21 protein-coding genes are annotated in these 21,169 nt (G+C 63.7%); 7 read left to right on the forward strand and 14 right to left on the reverse strand.

The genetic code is table 11. From position 1 onward, the window contains the following. Nucleotides 1-13: 13 nt before the first annotated feature. Both LRC39_RS11950 and LRC39_RS11955 read left to right on the forward strand, forming a co-directional pair. Complete coding sequence (locus tag LRC39_RS11950) at nt 14-1,519, forward strand: nitrogenase component 1 (RefSeq protein ID WP_346297404.1); 1,506 nt, start codon at nt 14-16, stop codon at nt 1,517-1,519. Between the two features lie 12 nt (nt 1,520-1,531). Then, nucleotides 1,532-2,911 carry a nitrogenase component 1 gene (locus LRC39_RS11955; RefSeq protein WP_346297405.1) on the forward strand — a complete coding sequence of 460 codons (1,380 nt, stop codon included), beginning with the start codon at nt 1,532-1,534 and terminating at the stop codon, nt 2,909-2,911. Nucleotides 2,912-2,915: 4 nt separating this feature from the next. On the opposite strand, the gene LRC39_RS11960 is transcribed toward LRC39_RS11955, so the two are convergent. From LRC39_RS11960 to LRC39_RS12010, 11 genes are all read right to left on the reverse strand, one after another. Then, entirely contained in the window at nt 2,916-4,013 is a 1,098-nt protein-coding gene (locus LRC39_RS11960) for a threonine aldolase family protein (RefSeq protein ID WP_346297406.1), read from the reverse strand. A gap of 59 nt (nt 4,014-4,072) precedes the next feature. Further along, the gene (locus tag LRC39_RS11965; protein WP_346297407.1) at nt 4,073-4,306 is read right to left on the reverse strand and encodes a DUF2218 domain-containing protein; all 234 of its coding nucleotides are present in this window, start codon (nt 4,304-4,306) and stop codon (nt 4,073-4,075) included. 209 nt (nt 4,307-4,515) lie between these two features. Further along, nucleotides 4,516-4,944, reverse strand: a complete 429-nt coding sequence (locus LRC39_RS11970; RefSeq protein ID WP_346297408.1) for a hypothetical protein — start codon at nt 4,942-4,944, stop codon at nt 4,516-4,518. Between the two features lie 261 nt (nt 4,945-5,205). Next, nucleotides 5,206-5,829, reverse strand: coding sequence for a helix-turn-helix domain-containing protein (locus tag LRC39_RS11975; protein ID WP_264076551.1), 624 nt, complete (start codon nt 5,827-5,829; stop codon nt 5,206-5,208). Then, a complete protein-coding gene (locus tag LRC39_RS11980; protein WP_263991632.1) occupies nt 5,826-6,056 on the reverse strand; it encodes a hypothetical protein in 231 nt (76 codons plus the stop codon). The genes LRC39_RS11975 and LRC39_RS11980 overlap by 4 nt, the downstream gene beginning before the upstream one ends. 337 nt (nt 6,057-6,393) lie before the next feature. Beyond that, on the reverse strand, nt 6,394-7,347 hold the full coding sequence (locus tag LRC39_RS11985) for an aliphatic sulfonate ABC transporter substrate-binding protein (RefSeq protein ID WP_164637962.1): 954 nt from the start codon (nt 7,345-7,347) through the stop codon (nt 6,394-6,396). 161 nt (nt 7,348-7,508) lie between these two features. Further along, nucleotides 7,509-8,078 carry a flavin reductase family protein gene (locus LRC39_RS11990; protein ID WP_346297409.1) on the reverse strand — a complete coding sequence of 190 codons (570 nt, stop codon included), beginning with the start codon at nt 8,076-8,078 and terminating at the stop codon, nt 7,509-7,511. Between the two features lie 10 nt (nt 8,079-8,088). Beyond that, complete coding sequence (locus LRC39_RS11995; RefSeq protein WP_107344294.1) at nt 8,089-8,934, reverse strand: ATP-binding cassette domain-containing protein; 846 nt, start codon at nt 8,932-8,934, stop codon at nt 8,089-8,091. A gap of 4 nt (nt 8,935-8,938) precedes the next feature. After that, nucleotides 8,939-9,745 carry an aliphatic sulfonate ABC transporter permease SsuC gene (gene ssuC / locus LRC39_RS12000; RefSeq protein ID WP_107355463.1) on the reverse strand — a complete coding sequence of 269 codons (807 nt, stop codon included), beginning with the start codon at nt 9,743-9,745 and terminating at the stop codon, nt 8,939-8,941. Further along, nucleotides 9,742-10,917: an FMNH2-dependent alkanesulfonate monooxygenase gene (gene ssuD / locus LRC39_RS12005; protein WP_107355464.1), complete on the reverse strand. Its 1,176-nt coding sequence runs from the start codon at nt 10,915-10,917 to the stop codon at nt 9,742-9,744. Before ssuD ends, ssuC begins: the two co-directional genes overlap by 4 nt. Before the next feature lie 43 nt (nt 10,918-10,960). Then, on the reverse strand, nt 10,961-11,908 hold the full coding sequence (locus LRC39_RS12010; protein ID WP_346297410.1) for a sulfonate ABC transporter substrate-binding protein: 948 nt from the start codon (nt 11,906-11,908) through the stop codon (nt 10,961-10,963). 446 nt (nt 11,909-12,354) lie between these two features. Here LRC39_RS12010 and LRC39_RS12015 point away from each other — a divergent pair, with 446 nt between their 5' ends. The 4 genes from LRC39_RS12015 to LRC39_RS12030 all read left to right on the forward strand — a co-directional run bounded on the left by LRC39_RS12015 (nt 12,355) and on the right by LRC39_RS12030 (nt 17,095). Then, complete coding sequence (locus LRC39_RS12015) at nt 12,355-13,572, forward strand: radical SAM protein (protein ID WP_107346571.1); 1,218 nt, start codon at nt 12,355-12,357, stop codon at nt 13,570-13,572. A gap of 43 nt (nt 13,573-13,615) precedes the next feature. Further along, on the forward strand, nt 13,616-14,488 hold the full coding sequence (locus tag LRC39_RS12020; protein ID WP_346297411.1) for a nitrogenase iron protein NifH: 873 nt from the start codon (nt 13,616-13,618) through the stop codon (nt 14,486-14,488). A 163-nt stretch (nt 14,489-14,651) separates the two neighbouring features. Next, nucleotides 14,652-15,848 (forward strand): nitrogenase component 1, encoded by a 1,197-nt coding sequence (locus LRC39_RS12025; RefSeq protein WP_346297412.1) that lies wholly within the window; start codon nt 14,652-14,654, stop codon nt 15,846-15,848. Beyond that, nucleotides 15,848-17,095 (forward strand): nitrogenase component 1, encoded by a 1,248-nt coding sequence (locus LRC39_RS12030; RefSeq protein WP_346297413.1) that lies wholly within the window; start codon nt 15,848-15,850, stop codon nt 17,093-17,095. The genes LRC39_RS12025 and LRC39_RS12030 overlap by 1 nt, the downstream gene beginning before the upstream one ends. A 160-nt stretch (nt 17,096-17,255) precedes the next feature. On the opposite strand, the gene LRC39_RS12035 is transcribed toward LRC39_RS12030, so the two are convergent. Beyond that, nucleotides 17,256-18,242 carry an ABC transporter substrate-binding protein gene (locus tag LRC39_RS12035; RefSeq protein WP_346297414.1) on the reverse strand — a complete coding sequence of 329 codons (987 nt, stop codon included), beginning with the start codon at nt 18,240-18,242 and terminating at the stop codon, nt 17,256-17,258. Between the two features lie 332 nt (nt 18,243-18,574). Between LRC39_RS12035 and LRC39_RS12040 the strand changes: the two genes are divergently transcribed. Then, nucleotides 18,575-20,179 carry a GMC family oxidoreductase gene (locus LRC39_RS12040; protein ID WP_346297415.1) on the forward strand — a complete coding sequence of 535 codons (1,605 nt, stop codon included), beginning with the start codon at nt 18,575-18,577 and terminating at the stop codon, nt 20,177-20,179. A 104-nt stretch (nt 20,180-20,283) separates the two neighbouring features. Here the strand turns inward: LRC39_RS12040 and LRC39_RS12045 are convergent, their stop codons facing one another. After that, nucleotides 20,284-20,610, reverse strand: a complete 327-nt coding sequence (locus LRC39_RS12045) for a hypothetical protein (protein WP_346297416.1) — start codon at nt 20,608-20,610, stop codon at nt 20,284-20,286. A gap of 31 nt (nt 20,611-20,641) precedes the next feature. After that, nucleotides 20,642-21,151, reverse strand: coding sequence for an OsmC family protein (locus tag LRC39_RS12050; protein WP_346297417.1), 510 nt, complete (start codon nt 21,149-21,151; stop codon nt 20,642-20,644). Nucleotides 21,152-21,169: the final 18 nt, after the last annotated feature.

Raw genomic sequence — 21,169 nt, forward strand, 5'->3', positions numbered from 1 at the left:
TTGCGAGGCGCGCATGGCGCTCAATCTGAAGACTCCCCAGGTCGAAACCCGCGACCAGCGGCTCGGCACCATCACCCAATGGGACGGCCGCGCCGGCCAGTTGGTCAAGGACTCGGCCTTCACCTACGGCTGTTCGAAGGGGTGCGAGAACGGGGGGCGACGGCTGTGCGAACAGTCGACGCCGTTCGCCCAGGCGTCGATGTGCGCCGAGCACATCGCCGTCACCAACGCCACCATCATCCAGGATTCGGTGGTGGTGCAGCATTCGCCGATCGGCTGCGCTGCCAGCCAGTCGTTCACCGCGCGCTACTACCGCGATCTTGCCGCTCGCCGCGGCTGGAAGCTGGAGGACCCGAAGTCGATCTGCACCAATCTCGGCGAGCAGGACATGGTGTTCGGCGGCGTCTCCCGCCTGGAGGACACCATCCGTGACGCCTATGAGCGCCACAAGCCGCGGGTGATTTTTGTGGCGACCTCGTGCGCCACCGGCATCATCGGCGACGATGTCGATGGCGCTGCCAAGCGGGTCGAGGACGAGATCGGCATTCCGGTGGTCACCCTGCATTGCGAAGGGTTCAAATCGAAGCACTGGTCGAGCGGCTGGGACGTGATCGAGCACGGCATCCTGCGCCGGCTGGTGCCATATCCCCGAACCAAGCAGCCGGACCTGATCAACGTGATCCATCTCGGCGGCCCCGACGTGTTCTCGCCGCTACTGAATCCGCTCGGGCTGCGGGTCAATCTGGTGATGGGCGGCAATACGCTGGAGCGGCTGGCGCAGATGTCGGAAGCCGCGGCGACGGTGACGATGTGCTTTGTGCTGTCCTATCTCGCCACCGGGCTCGAACAGGAGTTCGGCGTCCCGGAGGTGAGGGCGCCGCTGCCCTATGGGCTGGACGCCACCGACAACTGGCTGCGTGACATCGCGCGGCTGACCGGCACCTCCGACAAGGTCGAGGCGGTGATCGCAAGCGAACGGGCACGCATCGCGCCGGAACTGGCACGCTTGCGCAAGGCGCTGACCGGCAAGCGCGGCTTCGTGGCGGCCGGGGCCGCATTCGCCCACGGGCTGATCACGGATCTGCGCGAACTCGGCGTCACCGTCGACGATGCGTTCTCGTTCCACCACGATCCGACCACCGACTCCGGTGATCCGCAGCAGGATTCGCTCGGCCACCTGGTCGACGCCTGGGGCGATATCCCGAACTATACGGTGAGCCCAGATCAGCATTTCCAGGCCCACGCCGCGCTGCTACGGGCCAAGCCGGATTTCGTGATCTGCCGACACACCGGCACGCTGGCGGTGCTGGCCGGGCGAATGGGCATTCCGGTGCTGCCGATTTTCTATTCCAACGACGGCCTCGGTTACGAAGGTCTGCTGACGATCGGCCGCGCCATCCTGCGCGTGCTGCCGCGCAAGCGGTTCTACGAAGACGTGGCCGCGCACAGCTCGTTTCCGTATCAGCCTTGGTGGTTGGCAGAGACCGATCCCTACGCGCCGATCACCGAGCCGGCCTGAAAGAGTTCATCGATGCTGTCTCCCGTCACCAACGCCCAAGATCCCACCGGTGCGTTCTGCTCTTCGCCGGGCGCGATCGAGCAGGTGCGCTACGGCTGCAGCCTCGGCGCGCTCGCGAGCGTGATCGCCATTCCCGGCGCGATCCCGATCACCCATTGCGGGCCTGGCTGCGCCACCAAACAGTTTCATGCGCTATCCGGCATCAACGCCTATCAGGGCGGCGAATTCCACGTGCCGAGCACCAATCTCGGCAATCAGGAAGTGATCTTCGGCGGTGCCGACCGGCTCGACGAGCTGATCGCCTCGACGCTGAAGGTGATGGAGGCCGATCTGTTCGTGGTGCAGACCGGCTGCATCCCCGGCCTGGTCGGTGACGACGTCGGCAGCGTGGTGCGTCGCTATCAGAAGCGTGGCGTGCCGATCGTGGTGGCCGAGACCAGCGGCTATCGCGGCAATAACTTCACCGGCCATGAGACGGTGATCCGCGCCATCATCGATCAATTCGTCGACGCCGGCGACGCGCCACTGCAGCACGGCCTGGTCAATGTCTGGTCGCTGCTGCCCTACCAGAACCCGTTCTGGCGCGGGGATCTCGCCGAGATCCGCCGCATCCTCGAAGGCATCGGCCTCCAGGTGAACATTCTGTTCGGTCCGGCATCGGCCGGCGTCGCGGAATGGCGCGCGATTCCGAAGGCGCAGTTCAATCTCGTGCTGTCGCCCTGGCTCGGGCTCTCGACCGCGGCGCATCTCGAGGATCTCTATGGCCAGCCTTTCCTGCACGAGCCGACGATCCCGATCGGCGCCAAGGCGACCAGCGCGTTCCTGCGCCGGGTGGTGGAGTTCGCGGGCCTCGATCGGGCGCGCGCCGAAGCGTTCATCGCGCAGGAGGAAAAGGAGCACTACGTTTACTTGCGCGACTTCGCCTGCTTCTATGCCGGCTCGACCAGCCAGTACCGGCTGCCGTCGCAGGCGATCGTGGTCAGCGAAAGCGCCTATAATCTCGCGGTGGCGAGCTTCCTGGTCGAGCAACTCGGGCTCAATCCGGGGCCGTTCGTGATCAGCGAAAATCCACCGGAGGAGCTTCGCGAGACGATCCAGAAACAGTACCGCGCACTTGCCGAGCATTCCGGCGCCGAGGCCGTGTTTGAGCAGGATGGCAAGCGCATCCATCAGATCGTGCGCACGACCGATTTCACAGGCGAATTGCCGATCGTGTTCGGCTCGACCTGGGAGGCGGCGCTGGCCGATGAGATCGGCGCGCCGCTGGTCGAGATCGGCTATCCGTGCACCGACGAGGTGGTGCTGTCGCGCGCTTATGTGGGCTATCGCGGCGCGCTGCAGTTGATCGAGCGGACCTACACCACGGTGGTGCGCGCCAGCACGATGGCCTGACGGCTCAGACCTGTGCGCGGCGGATCCGGGCCGCCGTGTCGCCTTCCACCACGTTGCGGATCACTTCGAGCGCCTGTTGGATCATGGCGGGCGTGACGTCGAGATGCGTGCAGGCTCGCAGCCGGCCGCCGAGGATCGAGATCAGCACGCCATCGGCGCGCAGCGCGTCGACGAATTCCTGCGTCGACAATGCCGAGTCCGAGATATCGAAATAGACCAGGTTGGTCTCGGGAGGTTCAGCCGTCACGCCGCCAATCTGCGTCAAACCCGCTGCGAGCAGCCTGGCATTGGCGTGATCGTCAGCGAGCCGATCGACATTGTGGTCGAGCGCATAGAGGCAAGCGGCCGCGCAGATGCCAGCCTGGCGCAGCGAGCCGCCGAGCCGCTGCTTCCACAGCCAAACCTGGTCGATGAAGTCGTTCGAGCCGGCCAATACCGCACCGAGTGGGGCACCGAGACCTTTGCTGAAATCGATCCACACCGAGTCCCAACCCGCGGCGATCTGCCGGGGCGATGCACCGCTGGCGACGCTTGCGTTCATCAGGCGGGCGCCGTCCATGTGGGTGGCGAGCCCGTTGGCGCGAGCCAGCGCCGCGATGTCGCCGAGCGCCGACGTTCGCCACACCGTGCCGCCGCCGAGATTGGTGGTCTGCTCGACGCACACCAAGCTCTGCCTTGCCTGATGACGGTCAGGCCGATGCAGTGCCGCTCGCAGCGTGTCGGCCGAGAACTGACCGCCTGTGCCCGCCAGCGGGTGGATCTGAAAGCCGCCGAGCGCCGCGTGTGTGCAGCCCTCCAGCGAGACCACATGCGACGTCTCGTGCGCGAGGATTTCGTCACCGGCTCGGCAATGCGCCAGCGTCGCTGCGATATTGCAGATCGTGCCGGACGCCATGAACACCGCGGCTTCCTTGCCGAGCAGATCGGCAACCCGGGCACACAGCGCGTTCACGGTCGGATCGGCGCCGATCTGTTCGTCGCCCACCGGTGCCCGCGCCATCGCCTCCCGCATCGCCGCGCTCGGCTGCGTCTGGGTGTCCGACAGCAGATTGATCCGCACCGGCGGCAGTCGGGCATCTTCAGGGGCGGGGGTGTAGATCACGGTGCGATGTCACGCTCACGTTTAACAAAGGCGGTGCTGCCGTTAGCTAGTATAATCTATTAGTTCCACATGAAGTAAAGCTCTTCGCGGAACGCGACGTGTTCGATTCGGCTGGTGTCGAATTCCTCGAAGGTCGTTGTGTTGACCGCTTCTGTCGCGGTCAAATCTAGCAATAGAGCGTCTGGCCTTGCGGTCAGCCGATTCTCCCCGAGTGGCAAAGCACCGCGGGGCCAGGATCGTTCAAGTTCGGTTTCATTTGTTCGCCCGCGGGCGAGGAGCGGAAGTCGTCGCAACGATAGTCGTGGCCGAGCCAGACAACGCCGACCTCAACTGAGTGGGGTCCGCGGCGTATCGCCGTTGCAGCGAATGCCCACCTTTTTGAAGTCACCGAGCGGCGACCGACATCGCTGTGATTCCAGATCTGGGAGTCGTTCGTCCGCCAATGGTCAGGCGGGTCGGCGATGCCCGACAATAGAGGCGGCCGTTTCTTGCTCTGATACCGTTATGCCAACATAGCAGACGAGTTTCCGTGATAACGGACGTTGCCGCCGTTCTGTTGGCGTTGCAGCTGACTTGTTGGAGGAAAGCGCAGAGAAGGGCGTATTCGCGATTGAGTGATTAGCATCGTAATTCTACTCTCCAGGTCAGCAGACGAAGCAAGTTCGTCCCACACGATGGAGAGAGCCATGAATACCGCAATGCAGATGATGCCGATGATGCCCATGCCGATGCCGATGCCGATGATGGGCGGGATGCCGGGCATGATGAATCCGATGATGATGAACCCGATGATGGCGGGCATGTCGATGATGGGCATGCCGGGCATGGCGATGCCGATGATGATGTGCAAGATGACCTGCACGATGTCGCCGAACGGCACGATGAGCTGCGAGATGGCGCCGATGGATCCGGCGATGAAGGACATGTTCATGCAGTGCTGCCAGAACATGATGACCATGATGACGGGCGGCATGCCGATGATGATGAGCTGCGGCGGCATGATGATGATGGGGATGATGGCGAAGGCCTAATCGCCTCGTTCCATCTTCTGCAGATCAGCCCGGAGCCGGCCACCTGCCGGCTCCTTGCTGTTGAACAGCAGATCTCTTTGCCGGTGCCCCCACATAGCTCAGGCGTGCGTTCGCTCCGACTTGAGGAACGCTGCTTTGGGGGCAGGTCGCGCGATGAGCGGCTACCCGATGGATTCGACGTAGGTCATGACGAGGAACAGAACGGCTTCCTCAGTGCCGAGATTTCGATAGCTGTGCGGGACATCTGCTTCGAACAGGATCGCGTCGCCGGCACTCAGCACGACGGGCCGCTCCGCACCTGCGGTGATTTCGACGGCACCTTTGGCAACGACCAGATTTTCGCGGGTGCCGGCGGCGTGCGGGTCGGCGTCCTCGCGATGAAGCGGTGCCAACCGCAGTTCGTAGAATTCGACCTGGCGCTCGCCGTCGAACGGAAACAGCGCGCGCGAGGTGAATTGACCTTGGTTCGACGTCAGAAGTTTGGCGTCGGTGCGGCGCAGCACCTGGGGACGGTGGTTGCCCTCCGTGGCGATCAGGCGCGCAAATGGGACGCCGAGCGCGGTCGCGACCTTCCACAACGTTCCGATCGTCGGCACGCTCTTGCCGGTCTCGATCTGCCCAAGCATCGCACGGCTGACGCCGGATTGCTTGGCCAGACGTTCAAGCGAGTAACCCTGCCGGACCCGAAGCCGCCGCAGATTATGCCCGACGATCGACGGCAGATCGACTGACACGTGCTTCGCTTCGGTTTCGTGGGATTCGAGGCGGAAGCTGGCGTCGCTCATCCCTTCGCTCCGGGCGTGTAGCTGCCGATCAGCATAATCGGTGCCATGACCCAGCTCGGCCAGAAACCGAAGAAGAAGGCCTGACCGTGAAATGGAAGCGGCTGGTATTGATCCCACGTCGGGCCTGAGTTCGCCGCAGCGGTGAGCGCCTTTCGCTGCGCCCGGTACACACTCAGATCGATCACATTTGCCGATTGCACGGACACCACGTCCTCGTTGTCATCCATCGAAGTCCAATGTTCGGCGATAAATCCCCGCATGACAATCAGCGAAGCGAGAAAACAACGGATCGAGCGCCTTTGCTCTGTCCAGTGGCAAGGCATTTCAGCCTGCTGCGCTCACGTAGGCCATGTCTGCTATCGGAGACACGGCTGGTTCAGGCGTTTTGGGCCAAGCGGGGCTGGACCGGCGGAAGCCGAGTCCGCCGCTATTTTACCTCCGTGGTTGCGGCGCTCGCGATGGGAGACGTTCGGCGGTCGGTCCGGTGGGCGCTCGATACAAGACGTCCGGCATTGCACGAGCCGTGCGATGCCGGACGAGGTGGTCCAACGGGAGAATCGATGATCAGGACGCCGGCGACCACTTCCAGACGATGTCTCGGACGTTGATCGGTTTCGGGATCAGGCCGAGCTTGTGGAAGCGGTCGGCGGTCTGCTGCTGCTCGGCGATGTATTTCTCGGTGACCGGCGTGATCTCGAACACCGAGCGGCCGACCAGTACGCTCACCACGGCTGGATCGACGCCGGTGGAGGCGGCGAGGGATTTGGTAATCTCGTCGTGATGCGCATTGGCCCATTGCGCTTCCTTGGCGAAGGTCTGGTTGATCAGCGCCACCACGTCGCCATGCGCATTGGTGAACTCGCGGTTGGCGAGGAAGAATCCGATCGAGTCGTGAGCGTCGCCGGCGAAGCTCAGGACGCGGGCGCCGCTCTTCTCGGCCAGCGCGAGGTACGGATCCCAGATTGCCCACGCGTCCACCGTTCCGCCGGCGAATGCCGCCGTGCCATCGGCGGGCGGCAGGTACACCGCGGTCACGTCGGTGAACTGTAGGCCGGCTTTTTCGAGGATAGCGACGGCCGTGTTATGTGCGCTCGATCCTTTCGGAATAGCAAGCCGCTTGCCTTTGAGATCGGCGACCGACTTGATCGGCGAGTTCGCCGGAACGACGATTCCTTCGTTCTTGCCGGAGCCGGGCAGGGCGGCGACGTACAGCAGGTTGGCCGCTGCGGCCTGCGCAAAGATCGGCGGGGTGTCGCCGGTGTAACCGAAATCGATATTGCCGGTGTTGAGCGCTTCGAGCAGCGGCGGGCCGAAGGCGAACTCGACCCACTTCACGGAAAGGCCTTTTTCCTTCAGCGCCGCTTCGAGGACGCCGCGTTCCTTCACAGCGGGCTGAATGCCTGCCTTCTGGAAGCCGATGCGGACTTCCTTCAGGTCCGCCGCAGAGGCAAAGCCGATGGACGATGCCGCGAGCGCGGCGAAGGCGAGGGCGAACAACGATCTACGCGACGACATCATGAGCCTGCTCCAGAGATCATTCATGGGATGTTATTAGAGGCAGGAATTCCAATCCGACTGAATTCCAAAGATCGAAGGCAGTCATGCAAACTATGCTGCGCGGCATCTGATTGGGGAAAGGACTGTTTGCCCCATTCGCAAGTCAGCTTTCGGATTCGTTGCTAGCCGTGCTTGGCGCTTGGTACGCTGACCTCTGCCAGTCGCACGAGATCTTCGTCGCGATCGATGGCGACGTAGCTGCCCTGCCAATAGGTGAGCGAGGCTTTGCGTGGCAGCGTCGAGGTGTGGACGACGCGGCCAACCAGGATCGCGTGGGTATGTCGCTCGATAACTTCATCGAGCTCGCATTCGATGGTCGCAAGTGCGCCGGCCAGAACGGGAGCGCCCGAGATACCCGTATTCCACGTAGCGCCGGCGAACCGCGCAGCGCCCTTCAGGCCGCCCTTGCCGGCGAAGCGTTCGCCGATTTCGATCTGGTCGGCAGCGAGGATGTTGACCGCGAAGGCGTGACTGCAAGCGATCAGCGGGCCCGCGGACGATTTCTGGTTGAGACAGACGATCAACGTCGGCGGCGTCGCCGACAGCGAGGTCACCGCCGTTGCGGTCATGCCGACTCGGGCGCTGCCTTTGCCGGCGGTGATGACGCTGACACCGCTCGCGAGCTGCCGCATCGCATGGGCGAAGTCAGCCGGCGAAGCGGAACGAAGACGGTCCTCAATGGCAAGCGTCATGGCAGCAGCCTCACAGCTCGAATGTGTCCTCCGCGCCCTTCAGCAGATCTCGTAGGATCTCACCTTCGAGGGCGGCGAGCTCGGCAGAGCCGCGCTGGCGGGGGCGCGGCAGATCGATCGGCAGATCCTTGGCGATGCGGCCGTCCTCGATCACCAGCACGCGATCGGCAAGGGCAACCGCCTCGGCGACGTCGTGGGTCACCAGGATCGCGGTGAACCCCTGGGCCTGCCACACCTGTTCGAGCAGACGCTGCATGGCGATGCGCGTCAGCGCGTCGAGGGCGCCGAGCGGCTCGTCGAAGGCGAGCACGCGCGGTCGGCTGACCAGGGCGCGGGCCAATGCGACGCGCTGCTTTTGACCTCCGGATAGCACCGCCGGCCATTCCCCGCGCTTGTCATCGAGACCGACCTCGATCAGGGCCGCATCGGCGCGAGCCCGGGCATCCGGAGAGTTGCGCTCGGTGCCGAGACCGACCTCCACATTGGCGAGGACCCGTGCCCACGGCAGCAGGCGCGGCTCCTGGAACATGACGCGGACGTCGCCCGGCAGCTTGTCTTCGCCGAACACGATGTGGCCTGCACTCGGAGTCTCGAGCCCGGCGATCAGTCGCAGCAGCGTGCTCTTGCCGCAGCCGCTGCGGCCGACAATGGTGACGAACTGGCCGGCCGGAATATGCAGGTCGATGCCGCGAAGCACGTCGTTGTCGCCAAAGGATTTGCGCAAACCGCGAATGTCGAGCGCGAGCGCGCTTGTCGGAGGCTGCGAGGGGCGAGGTTCGTCCTCGATGGTGCGGGCGACCGGATCGTAGGCGCCGGGCGGGGCGGCCAGAAGGAATTGAAGCGCTTCCATCATCATCCCCTCAAGAGCGCTGGAATGCCGGGTGCCACGACAGCGTCTGCCGTTCGAGGAGACGCGAGGCGCTGTCGGCGAGTTTGCCGAGCAGGGCGTAGATCAGGATCGATAGAACGACCACGTCGATCAGCATGAATTCGCGTGCCTGCATCGCCATGTAGCCGAGGCCCGACGAGGCCGCGATGGTCTCGGCCACGATCAGGGTCAGCCACATGATGCCGAGCGCGAAACGGACGCCGACGAACACGGAGGGCAGCGCACCCGGAAAGATCACCCGGCGGAACAGTTCGACGTTGCTCATGCCGTAGATCCGCCCCATCTCGATCAGTTGCGGATCGACGCTGCGGATGCCGTGCAGGGTGTTCAGATAGATCGGGAAGAACACGCCGAGCGCAACCAGGAACAGTTTGGCCTCCTCGTCGATCCCGAACCACAGGATCACCAGCGGGATCAGCGCCAGGTGCGGCACGTTGCGGACCATCTGCAACGTGGTGTCCGACAGCTTGGCACTGAGGCTGGACAGGCCGTTGGCGAGACCAAACGCAAAGCCGATGCTGCCGCCGATGGCGAAGCCGACCGAGGCACGCCAGAAGCTGACCCAGATATTGCGGACGAGTTCGCCGGACTGCAGCAACTTCCAGCCGGCGACGAGGACATCGCTCGGCGCCGGCAGCACACGCGCCGATACAAATCCGAGGCTGCAGGCCGCTTGCCAGACCAGGATGATCAGCAGCGGCACGATCCATTGGATCAGCCCGTCCGGTCGCGGCAGCCGCCACGCGCGCGGGCGGGCGAGGGTTTCGACGAGGCTCATGGTTTGGCCGCCTGCTTGGCGTTCGGCAGATGCTCATTGGCGATGGTCTCGCCGAACGGGCCGGTATTGGCGCGCAGCGGCGTGACGTTGCCCGCGTGCTGCGGCTTCACCAGCGGGAACACGAGCTCGGCGAACCGATAGGCTTCTTCGAGATGCGGGTATCCGGACAGAATGAAGGTGTCGATGCCGACGTCCTGATATTCCTTAATCCGGGCGGCCACGGTCTGCGGATCACCGACCAGCGCGGTGCCAGCGCCGCCCCGCACCAGACCGACGCCGGCCCACAGATTGGGACTGATCTCGAGCTTGTCGCGGCGGCCGCCGTGCAGCTCCGACATCCGCTGCTGTCCGACCGAGTCCATCCGGGCGAACACCTTCTGCGCGGCAGCGATGGTGTCGTCGGTGACGTAGCGGATCAGATCGTCGGCTGCGGCCCAGGCAGCTTCGTTGGTCTCGCGAACGATCACGTGCAAGCGGATGCCGAACGACAGCTTGCGCCCGCGCGGCTCCGCCACCGCACGGACCCGATTGACCTTCTCGGCGACTTGGGCGGGCGGCTCGCCCCAGGTCAGATACTTGTCGACCGTGTCGGCTGCGACGTCGATGCCGGCGTCCGATGACCCGCCGAAATACAGCGGCGGGCGGGGGCTTTGCACCGGCGGAAACAGCAGCCGTCCATCCTCGATCGTGATGTGCTTTCCGGCGACGTTGACGGTCTTGCCGGACAACAGATCCGAATAGACGTTGAGGAATTCGCGGGTGACCTCGTAGCGCTCGTCGTGCGACAAGAACACGCCGTCGCCCTTGTTCTCGACCGGATCGCCGCCGGTGACGACGTTGACGAGAAGCCGGCCGCCAATCAAGCGGTCCAGCGTCGCGGTCATCCGAGCTGCGACGCTGGGCGACTGCAGGCCGGGGCGGACGGCGACCAGATAACGCAGCCTCTCGGTCCAAGGCGCCACCGCCGAGGCCACCACCCAGGAATCCTCGCAGCTCCGCCCGGTGGGGAGCAGCACGCCGAAATAGCCGAGCTGATCGGCCGCTTGTGCGATTTGCCGGAGATAGCCGAAGTTGACGTCACGGCCACCATTCGATGTTCCGAGATAGTGACCGTCGCCGTGGGTCGGAAGAAACCAAAGGAAGTTGGAAGATGTCGTCTGGGGGGCAGTCATGCGGCGTGCTCCTGGATTGTCCTGTCTTTTTGCGTTGGCCGGCTCAAGCCTGTGGCGGCCGCCAAACCGCATCGCGCACCACGATCGGGCGGGGAATTAGGCCTAGCTGATGGAAACGGTCGGCGACGTCCTGCTGGGTCGAGACAATCTCGTCCGTCACCGGCCCAACCACAAACGATGAGCGGTTCGCGGCGATCGTTTGGATGTCGAGCGGGATGCCTGTGACGGCACTGAGGGACTGAGCGACGTCGCCGCGATGATCTTCAGCCCATCGCGCGGTCGCGCTGGTGACCTCGATGATCTGCTTGAGGATCAACGCATTGCGTTGAGCGAATTCACGGTTGGCGATGTAGAACGAGTTGGTCCGGCCGACCTCGGATGCATTGACCAGCACGCGCCCGTTCTGCTTCAGCTCGCCGATCGCGAAATATGGATCCCAGATCGACCAGGCGTCGATGCTGCCTTGCGCGAACGCGGGCCCGGCGTCGGGCGGGGACAGGTACACCGGCGTGATGTCGCCATAGGTCAGGCCGGCCTTCTTGAGCGCCAGCAAGACGACGTTGTGGGCGCTCGATCCCTTTGTGAAGCCGATGCGCTTGCCCTTGAGGTCGGCGAGACCGCGGATCGGCGAATCCTTCGGAACCAGGATTCCCTGACCGTTGGTAATCGGCTGACCGGCCGCGTAGACGATTGCAGCGCCAGCAGCCTGGGCAAAGATCGGCGGCGAGTCACCGACGGCGCCGTAGTGAATGCTGCCGACGTTCATCGCCTCGAGCATCGGGGGACCGGAAGAAAATTCCAGCCATTTGATGCCGATATTCTGTCCGGCGAAGTGATCCTCCAGCGTCCGCCGTTGCCGCGCGATCACCAGCACGCCGTTCTTCTGATAGCCGATGCGGATCTCGGTCAGCGGCTCGGCCGCGGCTGAGCGCGACAGAATCGGCAGCAAAGCGGCTCCGGCGGATAGCTGGAGAAATTGTCGGCGCTGCATCTGGCCTCCCTCGTTGTTGGTTCGTCGCGAGGGATGATGGGAGGCGGGGGAGGCGGTGTCGAGCCGTTGGGAAAAATAGCAACGCCTGTGCTCAGACAGAGGCACAGGCGGAGGTAAAATCCTCTGTTTGGGCCGAAGGCGGCATGGTTGTTCTCGTGCAAACGATCGCAGTTGATCCCCAAGAGAGGGAACTTAGTTGCTGCCGTGGCTCCCGAGACAAGCCAGTCACGACGTATGTCCAGACCGCCGACTGATGATGAGCGCCGCAAGCTATCTGCAATTAGTTACCTTGTTAGATCACCTGTTCTGCTGAGCCGATCAGGTCCATCATAAACAACCTCTAAACGGCGTCATCTTCAGAATTGTCGGCGGGATAAGGTTCGAGGATGATTTGCGGACCGCCTGATGGCCTCCGGTGCCGTGGCGCAATCACGGATGAGATGTATATGCCGACAGTTAGCGAGTTGAAGGAAGGACTTTGGCGCGAACTGGCGCTCAAGGCAGAGCTTGGCATCAACGGCGTTGCAATCAGCGGCGAGGCGCTCGATTTCGTCCAGCCCGGCATCAAGGCCCAGGAGCAGGTGCATTGCCTGTTCGAGATGGATTTCGAAACCCACACGGTCGAGCTGCCGTCGCATTTCTATCTGCCGCTCGGGCTGAGCGTCCCGTTCCGCTGGAATCCGAAATCGGGCTATCGGGTCGATCTGCTCGGCGATCGGACGGTGCTGATTGATGGCAGTGAGGTGATCGCCGAGATCCGATTTCGTGAGCGTCCGGCATTCTATGGCGCCAAGACGTCGGATGGGATCGAGATGGCGCAGATTGGTGCACACTACGCTGATCGGCACCTGTTCGTGGTCTATAGCAACGAGTGCTCGTACAAGGACAAGGGCGAAGATTGCCTGTTCTGCAACATCAATTACACCAAGGACGTGTACGGCGACAAAGGTGGGGTGTTCTGGAAGAACGCGAGGCAGATCGGCGAGACGGCGGCGCGCGCCTACAATGACGGTGCGATCGATCACCTGACGGTCAGCGGAGGCGTGATCCCGGAGCGCCGTGAACTCGAATACTACCTCGACGTCGCGGAAGCCATTCAGCAGCACACCGGGCTCGACGATTTTAACGGCACCGCGACGATTGCTGCGCCGCTCGATCTGCGCAATCTCGATCGTTTCAAGGAGGCCGGCTACCGCACCACGGCCATGAACATCGAGATCTGGGACAAGGGGATCTATGACGCGATCTGCCCCGGTAAGGCGCGCGGCGGTGGCGGTTGGGAGCACTGGGTCAAGGCGCTCGAATATGCCGTCACCGTGTTCGGTCATGGCAGAGTGCGCTCCAACATCGTCGCCGGAATCGAGCCGAAGCGCAGCACGCTGGCCGGGCTGGAGTATCTGGCGTCCAAGGGGGTGGTCGGGACGTTCGCTGTTTGGTGTCCGAACCCCGGCTCGGAGCTCGAAGGCCACCGTTGTCCGGAGCCGGGCTGGTATCTCGACCTCGCGCACAAACTGGTCGCGATCTGGAAGAAGAACGGCATCACCTACCAGCACGTGTTCGACAGCAACGCCTCGTCCGACACATTGCAGCATGACATCTACCGGATCGAGGACGAGACGCTGCCGATTTTCGGCACGGCCAGGCAGCTCGAACCCGCCGAGTGAGCTGCGTCGTCACCTCTTCACCGCTGAGCACAACGGGGTTTTCGTGAGCACCAATAAGCCCAAGCACATCGCGATCTATGGCAAGGGAGGCATCGGCAAGTCGACCACGACGTCGAACATCAGCGCGGCGCTGGCGGAGGCGGGGCATCGCGTGATCCAGATCGGCTGCGATCCGAAAAGCGACTCGACGACGATGCTGCGGGGTGGCGAGGATCTACCGACCGTGCTGGACAGCCTGCGGGATAGTGGCCGGCCGACCATCGCGGACGTGTCAGCGATCGGGTTCGGCGGTGTGCTGTGCATCGAGGCCGGCGGGCCGGTTCCCGGCGTGGGGTGTGCTGGGCGCGGCATCAATGCCGCGGTCGATTTGCTGCATGAACTGAAACTGTTCGAGGAATTCAAGCCGGACTACGTGTTGTACGATGTGCTCGGCGACGTCGTGTGCGGCGGCTTCGCGGTGCCGATCCGCAATGGCATCGCCGAATCCGCCTTCGTCGTGACGTCGTCGGATTTCATGGCGATCTTCGCGGCCAACAATTTGTTCAAGGCGATCAGCAAATACGCACCTTCGGGCGGCGCACGGCTTGGCGGTGTGATCGCCAACAGCATCCAGACGCCGTATGCGAGCGCGCTGATCGACGATTTCGCCACGCGAACAGGAACGAACGTGGTGGGCTATGTGCCGCGCTCGCTGACGGTGGCGCAGAGCGAACTATACGGCCAGACCGTGATCGAAGCGGCACCGACTTCAGAGCAGGCTGACGTGTACCGTCAGCTCGCGCGGCACATCGCAGGCGATCATCCGGTGTCGATCCCCAAGCCTCTCAACGCTCCAGCGTTGAAGCAATGGGCCAAACAATGGGGTGACCGTGTGTTCGGCGGAGCGGCGGAGCGTCGGCTCGTCGAGGTGGTGTGAGGTGGAGAAGGCACTTCAGCCGCCGACCCGGGAACGGAGGCTCAATGGCGTCAGTGCCTATTTGGGCGACGTCGCGTCCTTGATCGCTGAACTCGAAGCCGGGCCACCTGCGTCGCGGATTCGGACGTTCTCACAAGTTGCTAGCGACGATGTGTCGATCGCGTTGCGCGTTCTGGCAGAGGTGGAAGGGCTGGGGATCGTCGTCCACGGTGCTCGGGGCTGCGCCGGCGCGCTGGTGCGCAGCCGCCCGGGCCGTCCATGGGCGGTCACCAACCTCGATCAGCGCGACACCATTCTCGGCGCTGACGGAAATCTCGCTCGGACGCTGCGTCGGCTGTATCAACGTCATCACCCCTGGGGAATTGTCGTGGTGGCAACGCCGGTCGTTGCGATCAATAACGACGACATCCAGGCGGTGGCTCAAGAGCTGAGTGATGAACTCGGCATCCCGGTCGTCGAGCTGCGGACGGATGGATTCCGTTCGCGGATCGGTGCCACCGGCTACGATATTGCGAGCGCGGCTCTGGCGTCCTTGGTGCCGCCGCAGCACGGCCGTCGGCGCGACCTGATCAACCTGCTGGCTTTTGAGCGGGGCCCTGGCCTCACGGCTGTGGCGCAACAGCTCGCCGGGCTTGGGCTCGATGTCAATCTGGTGCCGGCCGGCGCCGGCCAGGAAGCGTTCGCCAAGGCGGCGCAGGCGGTCCTCAGCGTCGCGGTGTTTCAGGACGAGTCCGACGTGCTCCGCCGCGAACTCGACCGGCTGCACCGGGTGCCGTTCCTGCATCTGCCGCCGCCGATCGGCGCCTTGGGTGCGCGGCGGTTTGTCGAAGCCGTCGCCGAGGCGACCGAGCGACCGCTGCCGATCAGGATCGACGATCGCGTCAGCGCCGACCTGCTGGAGGAGCGCCGTGTGGTGATTGCGCTGCCGCCATCTCAGGCGTTGGCGATCGCTGAGCTTGTGGTGCAGTTCGGTGGCCGGATTGCCGGGATCAGCGTCGACTGGATCGACAGCCTTCATGTCGAGGGGCTCAAGGCTCTGACCAATGCGGCGACCGTGGCCTTGCATGTCGGAGCAGGGCAGGCCTTTGAACTTGTGAACTGGCTCGGCAAGATCGAGCCGGACCTGCTGATCGGAACGCCGGCTGCCGCGGCGACAGCGACCCGCGCCGGGATAGCCGCGGTCGCAATCGAAGGCGACGATTTGCTCGGGGCGGCCGGTGAGACAAAGCTTGCAACCCGCATCGGCCGGGCGCTGGCCGCACGGCAGAATGGTTTTACGGCCGGGCTCGGGACGTCCGCGTATCGCGCAGGTTGGCTGAAGCGCAGCCCGGACTGGCACATCAAGCGTGAGGTGAGATGATGGCGGCGCATCTGATGCGACCACGCGCCGGATGCGCGCTGCATGGCGCGCTTTACGCCGCAACCGCGATCGATGGCGTAACTCCGCTCGTCCACGCGACGCCCGGCTGCGGCGTGCAAGCCGGGCTGTGGCAGGGCATCGGCGGTTGCGGCGTGTCGTGGCCGACGTCCAATCTGTCGGAGAAGCACATTGTGTTTGGCGGCGCGTCGCGGTTGCGCGAGCAGATCAAGAATACGCGCGGCGTGGTGTCGAGCGAAATCACCGTGGTTCTGACCGGGTGCCCGGCCGAGATGATCGGCGACGACGTCGAGGCGATGGCGCAAGAGGCGCGGGACGCCGGGGACGAGGTGCTCGACCTGGCGACCGCTGGATTTCGCGGCTCGGCCTATCATGGCTATCAATCGTTCCTGCAGGCGGCTGTGGAACGAACTGTCGTTCCGGGGGCCACCCGAGCTGGCCTGGTCAACATTCTCGGTCCCGTCCCGCATCAAGATGCAACGTGGCTCGCGGAAATCGAGGAATTGTCTCGGCTGATCGCAGGTGTCGGCCTGATCCCGAACCCGATATTCGGTCCGTTCGGGGGGCTGTCGAGCCTGCGGGCGACCGCACAGGCCGAACTAAGCGTCTCGTTGTCGCCCTGGAGCGGGGCTGCGGTCCGTGCGCTTGATGACCGCTTCGGCATTCCCTGGATCGAAAGCGCGGGGTTGCCCGTTGGCGCCGCGGCGACAGGCGCGCTGCTGGAAAGGATCGTCGCTGCCGCCGGTGAGGTGGACGATGCTGCGGCGCGGATCTTCATCGACCGCGAGCGGCAGCGCGAGGCGTATTTCATCGACCGGCTGCTGGAGACGCTCTATCGACAAGGCGGGGCCCGCAGCTTTGCCGTTGCCTTGCCGAGTCTGCACGCGGGAGGCATCGTTCGGTTTCTCAGCCGGACCCTCGGTTGGTCGCCGGCCGCGATCGTCGTCACCGACAATCCGCCCGCGGAGCATCGCAGCACGCTCGAGGATGAGCTGCCCATCGTTCACTACAGCGAAGACGACGACGAGATCGCCGCGCTTATCGGGAGCAGTGGCGCGGAGATCGTGTTCGGCAGCTCCCTGGAGCGAGCGGTCGCTGACCGCCTCGCAGTGCCGTTGATCGAATGCGCCGCGCCGACCCGCCGCTTGAGCCTGACAAGTGGCTTCGGCGGCTCTCGCGGCGGTCTGACGTTGCTGGAGGCGATCGTGACAGCGTCGGATCAAGCGTAGGGAGTGCCACGCGGGACTGACCGTCCACCATCACAACGTCGCCGTCCGAACAATCGGTGGGCATCTCGCTGACGATCAGCAGGGAGATGGGTGAACTCTCCAGGAGCCGCGACGGCGTCGACGTCGCGGCGTTTGCTGCATTCGTCAGGTGGTTCGGTGGTCAGGCCAATGCCTGGTCGAAGCTGCGGTCCCAGAACGGCTTGACGTCCACCGGTGCGTCGAACACGCCAATCTTGGTGAACACGTCAGCGACTTCCTGATGGCTTTGAACCGCTGCATCGCTGTTGGCGATCAGGCTGTAATCCTGGCTGCGATTGTTGAACAGGTCGAGAATGGCCTCGACCGGCACCCCGGTATCGCGTGACTGGGCTTCCGCGTAGGTCGGATAGTTCGCATTGCTCCAGGCATAGGCCTTCTGCAGCCGCAGGAGAAAGTCTGCAAGCGCAGCGTGCCGCAGCGGGTCGTCGATCGCGGAAGGATTGGCCGAGATCAGGAAGTTTCCTGAAAGATACCCGACGCCTGTCTTCAGGGTACGAGCCCCGTATTTGGAGCGGGCGAGCTGGCCATTGTAACCCCAGATCGCCCATGCATCGAGATCACCACGGGCGAAGGCAGACAGGCCGTCGGTGGGCGCAAGGTGGGTCGCCTTGATGTCGCCAAAGGACAGACCGGCCTCAGCCAGCTGCTTGTAGAGATAATAGTGAGACGTCGTTCCCCGAACGTAGCCGACGCGCTTTCCCTTGAGGTCCGCGACGCGATCGATGCCCGAATCTTTCTGAACGAACGTGCCCTGATTGTTGAGATCCTCGCGATACACCGCGATGAATTTCACTCGTGCTTTGGACTTCACCCCGAACGCCGCCGAAGTTTCGCTGCCCGAACCCAGGTCGAGCGCGTCGACGTTGATGCCTTCGATGTGCTGGACGCCGGAGTTGAACTCCTTCCAATCGATCTTGTAAGGCGTTGCGGCGAGGCCTGCCGTTTCCAGCAAGGTCTTGTGCAGCCCCTTGTAGAAGGCAATCCGCAGCGTGACCCCGGAGAGATCGGTTGGGGTGGCGGCTCGTGCGCTTGCTGTGCCCAGCAACCCGGATAACCCAAGACCCGCGCTGGCTTGCAACAAACGGCGACGCGACATGCCAATCGACATCAAACGACCTCTGACGTTCTGGGATCATTCCTGACGTTCGATGTCCACGACATGGGCGTCGCGATCACCGAGCGAGCGCGATGCTGACCAAGTCGACGCGCATTATCAACTATCCGATGAACAAAACAATGAGGGACGCGCGAACGCACACCCCTGCAGAAATTCCTTTCGATCGACGGCTGAGACGTAGTCGAAGTTGTCGCAAACGGCAGATCGACCGAAGCCAAGATTGGGCTCCGCGATCATCGCTCGATTGACATGCGAAATGATTTCGAGCAATCGGCGCAACGTTCTTTCACTGCTTGCTGACAACCGCTTTCCGACGGACTCCGATGACACGCGCCAATACGACAGAGACAGTTGATTTCATCATCGTGGGAGCAGGCTCATCGGGATGTGTCCTTGCCAATCGTCTCAGTGAGGACCCCGCCACCTCGGTCGCACTTTTGGAGGCGGGTCCCCGCGATTCCAACCCGTGGATTCACATTCCGATCGGCTATGCCAAGACGATCCGAAATCCCGACATCAACTGGTGCTACGAGACCGAGCCGGAGCCGACGATGGACGGGCGGCGTATCTTCTGGCCGCGCGGCAAGGTGCTCGGTGGGACCAGTAGCATTAACGGGCTCGTCTACATGCGGGGGCACCCTGACGATTATGACGGCTGGGCAGCCGCCGGCGCGTCTGGGTGGGGCTGGTCCGATGTCCTCCCGTACTTCAAGCGCTCGGAGGATCAGGTCCGCGGCGCTGATGCGTATCATGGCGTGGGCGGGCCGCTGGCGGTCGCCGACCTCAGCGAGCGCAATCCGATCTGCCAGGCCTTCATCGACGCCGCCACTGCCGCCGGCATACCGGCCAATCTGGACTTTAACGGCGAGTCCCAGGATGGCGTCGGCTATGTGCAACTGACGACCCGCGAGGGCCGCCGTTGCTCCAGCGCGGTGGCGTTTCTGCGTCCGGCGCTGCGACGCGCCAATCTCCGCGTCGAGACCGAGGCGCTGGTCGGCCGCGTTCTGATCGAGGGAGGACGAGCCGTCGGTGTGGAATATCTACGCGACGGCGAACGGCGGGTCCTGCGTGCGCGATCCGAGGTGATCCTGTGTGGGGGCGCTGTCAATTCGCCACAGCTGCTGCAACTGTCGGGCATCGGTCCTGCCGCACATCTGGCGAGCGTCGCTATCGAACCGGTGCTGGATTTGCCTGCCGTCGGTGCCAATCTGCAGGATCACCTCCAGGTTCGCATCGTTTGGAAGGCGGCCCATCCACTGACGCTGAACGATATCGTCCGCAACCCGGTGCGCAAGCTATGGATGGGAGCGCGATATCTGCTGAGCCGGTCCGGCCCGATGACGATCAGCGCCTGCCAGGTCGGGCTGTTTGCGCGGACACGTGCGGAGCTGACGCGTCCGGATATCCAGTATCATTTCATGATGTTTAGTGCCGAGAGCTCTGCGGACCAGCTTCATGCGTTCTCAGGATTCACCGCGAACGTGTGCCAGCTGCGCCCCGAAAGTCGCGGCAGCGTGCTGATCGCTGCCCCTGATCCGCGGCAGGCCCCGCGCATCCGAGCGAACTATCTGGCAACCGAAACGGATCGCCGCGCTGTCATCGATGGCTTGCGTCTGGCACGGACCATCGCGAGCGAGAAGCCGCTCGCGGACTTTATCGTCGAGGAGTATTTGCCGGGAGCCGGCGCCACCAGCGACGACGCGCTTTTGGCGCACGCCCGTCAGAAGGGGCAGACGCTGTTTCATCCAGCCGGAACCTGCGCGATCGGGCCGGTGCTCGATCCGCAGTTGCGGGTTCGTGGCATCGAGGGATTGCGTGTCGCCGATTGCTCCGTGATGCCGACGCTGGTGTCTGGCAACACTAATGCGCCTGCGGTGATGATCGGTGAAAAGGCGTCCGACCTCATTCTCCGGCAGCGAATTGCTTGAGCCTTCTCAATCGCGGGCGAGCGAGCTGCCAGCGCTGGAAGAGACTCGGTGTGATTGGGGGTTAGCGTGCGGCGGCGGCCGCGCATCTCATGCCGTAGCGGACGTCAAGCCGGCTGGGCCGCTTCGACGACGGTGACCGTTCCGGCTTCGTTGTCGGTCTTGGCAAATACCGTGAAGAACTCGATCTCCGGCTCCATGCCGTAGCGCTGGACGATGCCGTCGCGCCAGGGGCCGGAATAGAACGCCTCGGCGTCCGCCTGGCTCGCCCATTGATACACACCGCCGGCGACGCCGCGCCCGCTCCAGATGAAGTGCTTGCTGAGCAGCCCCTTCACAGACTGGAACCCCGGAGCGATCGCTTCGAAATGATCTCGGCATGCGGCCCGGTCGATATGCGCGGGCAGGCGATAGCGCACAATGGCGGTGATCATCGGTTTTGTCCTGACGGCGTGAGGATATCGATTAGACGCGATGCAGAGACACGGACACCTTTGGGCCGTTCTTGATGGTCTGATACACCACGCAATAGCGCTCGGTCAGTTTCAAGAGCAGATCGAGCTTGTCCTGCGGCGCGTCGGTTTCGACGTCAAATCGCAGCCGGATCTCGCGGAAGCCGACTGGTGCCTCCTTGTCGACGCCGAGCGTGCCGCGAAAATCCAGATCGCCTTCAGCGAACACGTCGCCCCGCGAGAGCGGCACTTCGATCGCGGTCGCAACCGATTTCAGGGTGACGCCGGCACACGCGACGAGTGCCTCGAGCAACATGTCTCCCGAACAAAGTTCAAGCCCAGAGCCGCCAGTCGCCGGATGCAGGCCGGCCGTTGCCAAGGCCTTGCCAGTTTCGACCTTGCAACTGATGCCGTCGGTATCGATCGCGCCTTTGGCTTTCAGGGTGATCAGCGCGGTGGCCGGATCGGCCTTATAGCGGTCCTTGATCGGCGCCTGCAGCGCGCGCAATTCCAGCGCATCCATTTTGATCGCTCCTCCCTG

It is taken from the genome of Rhodopseudomonas sp. P1, from assembly GCF_039642825.1.
GTDB classification, from domain to species: Bacteria; Pseudomonadota; Alphaproteobacteria; order Rhizobiales; family Xanthobacteraceae; genus Rhodopseudomonas; species Rhodopseudomonas palustris_H.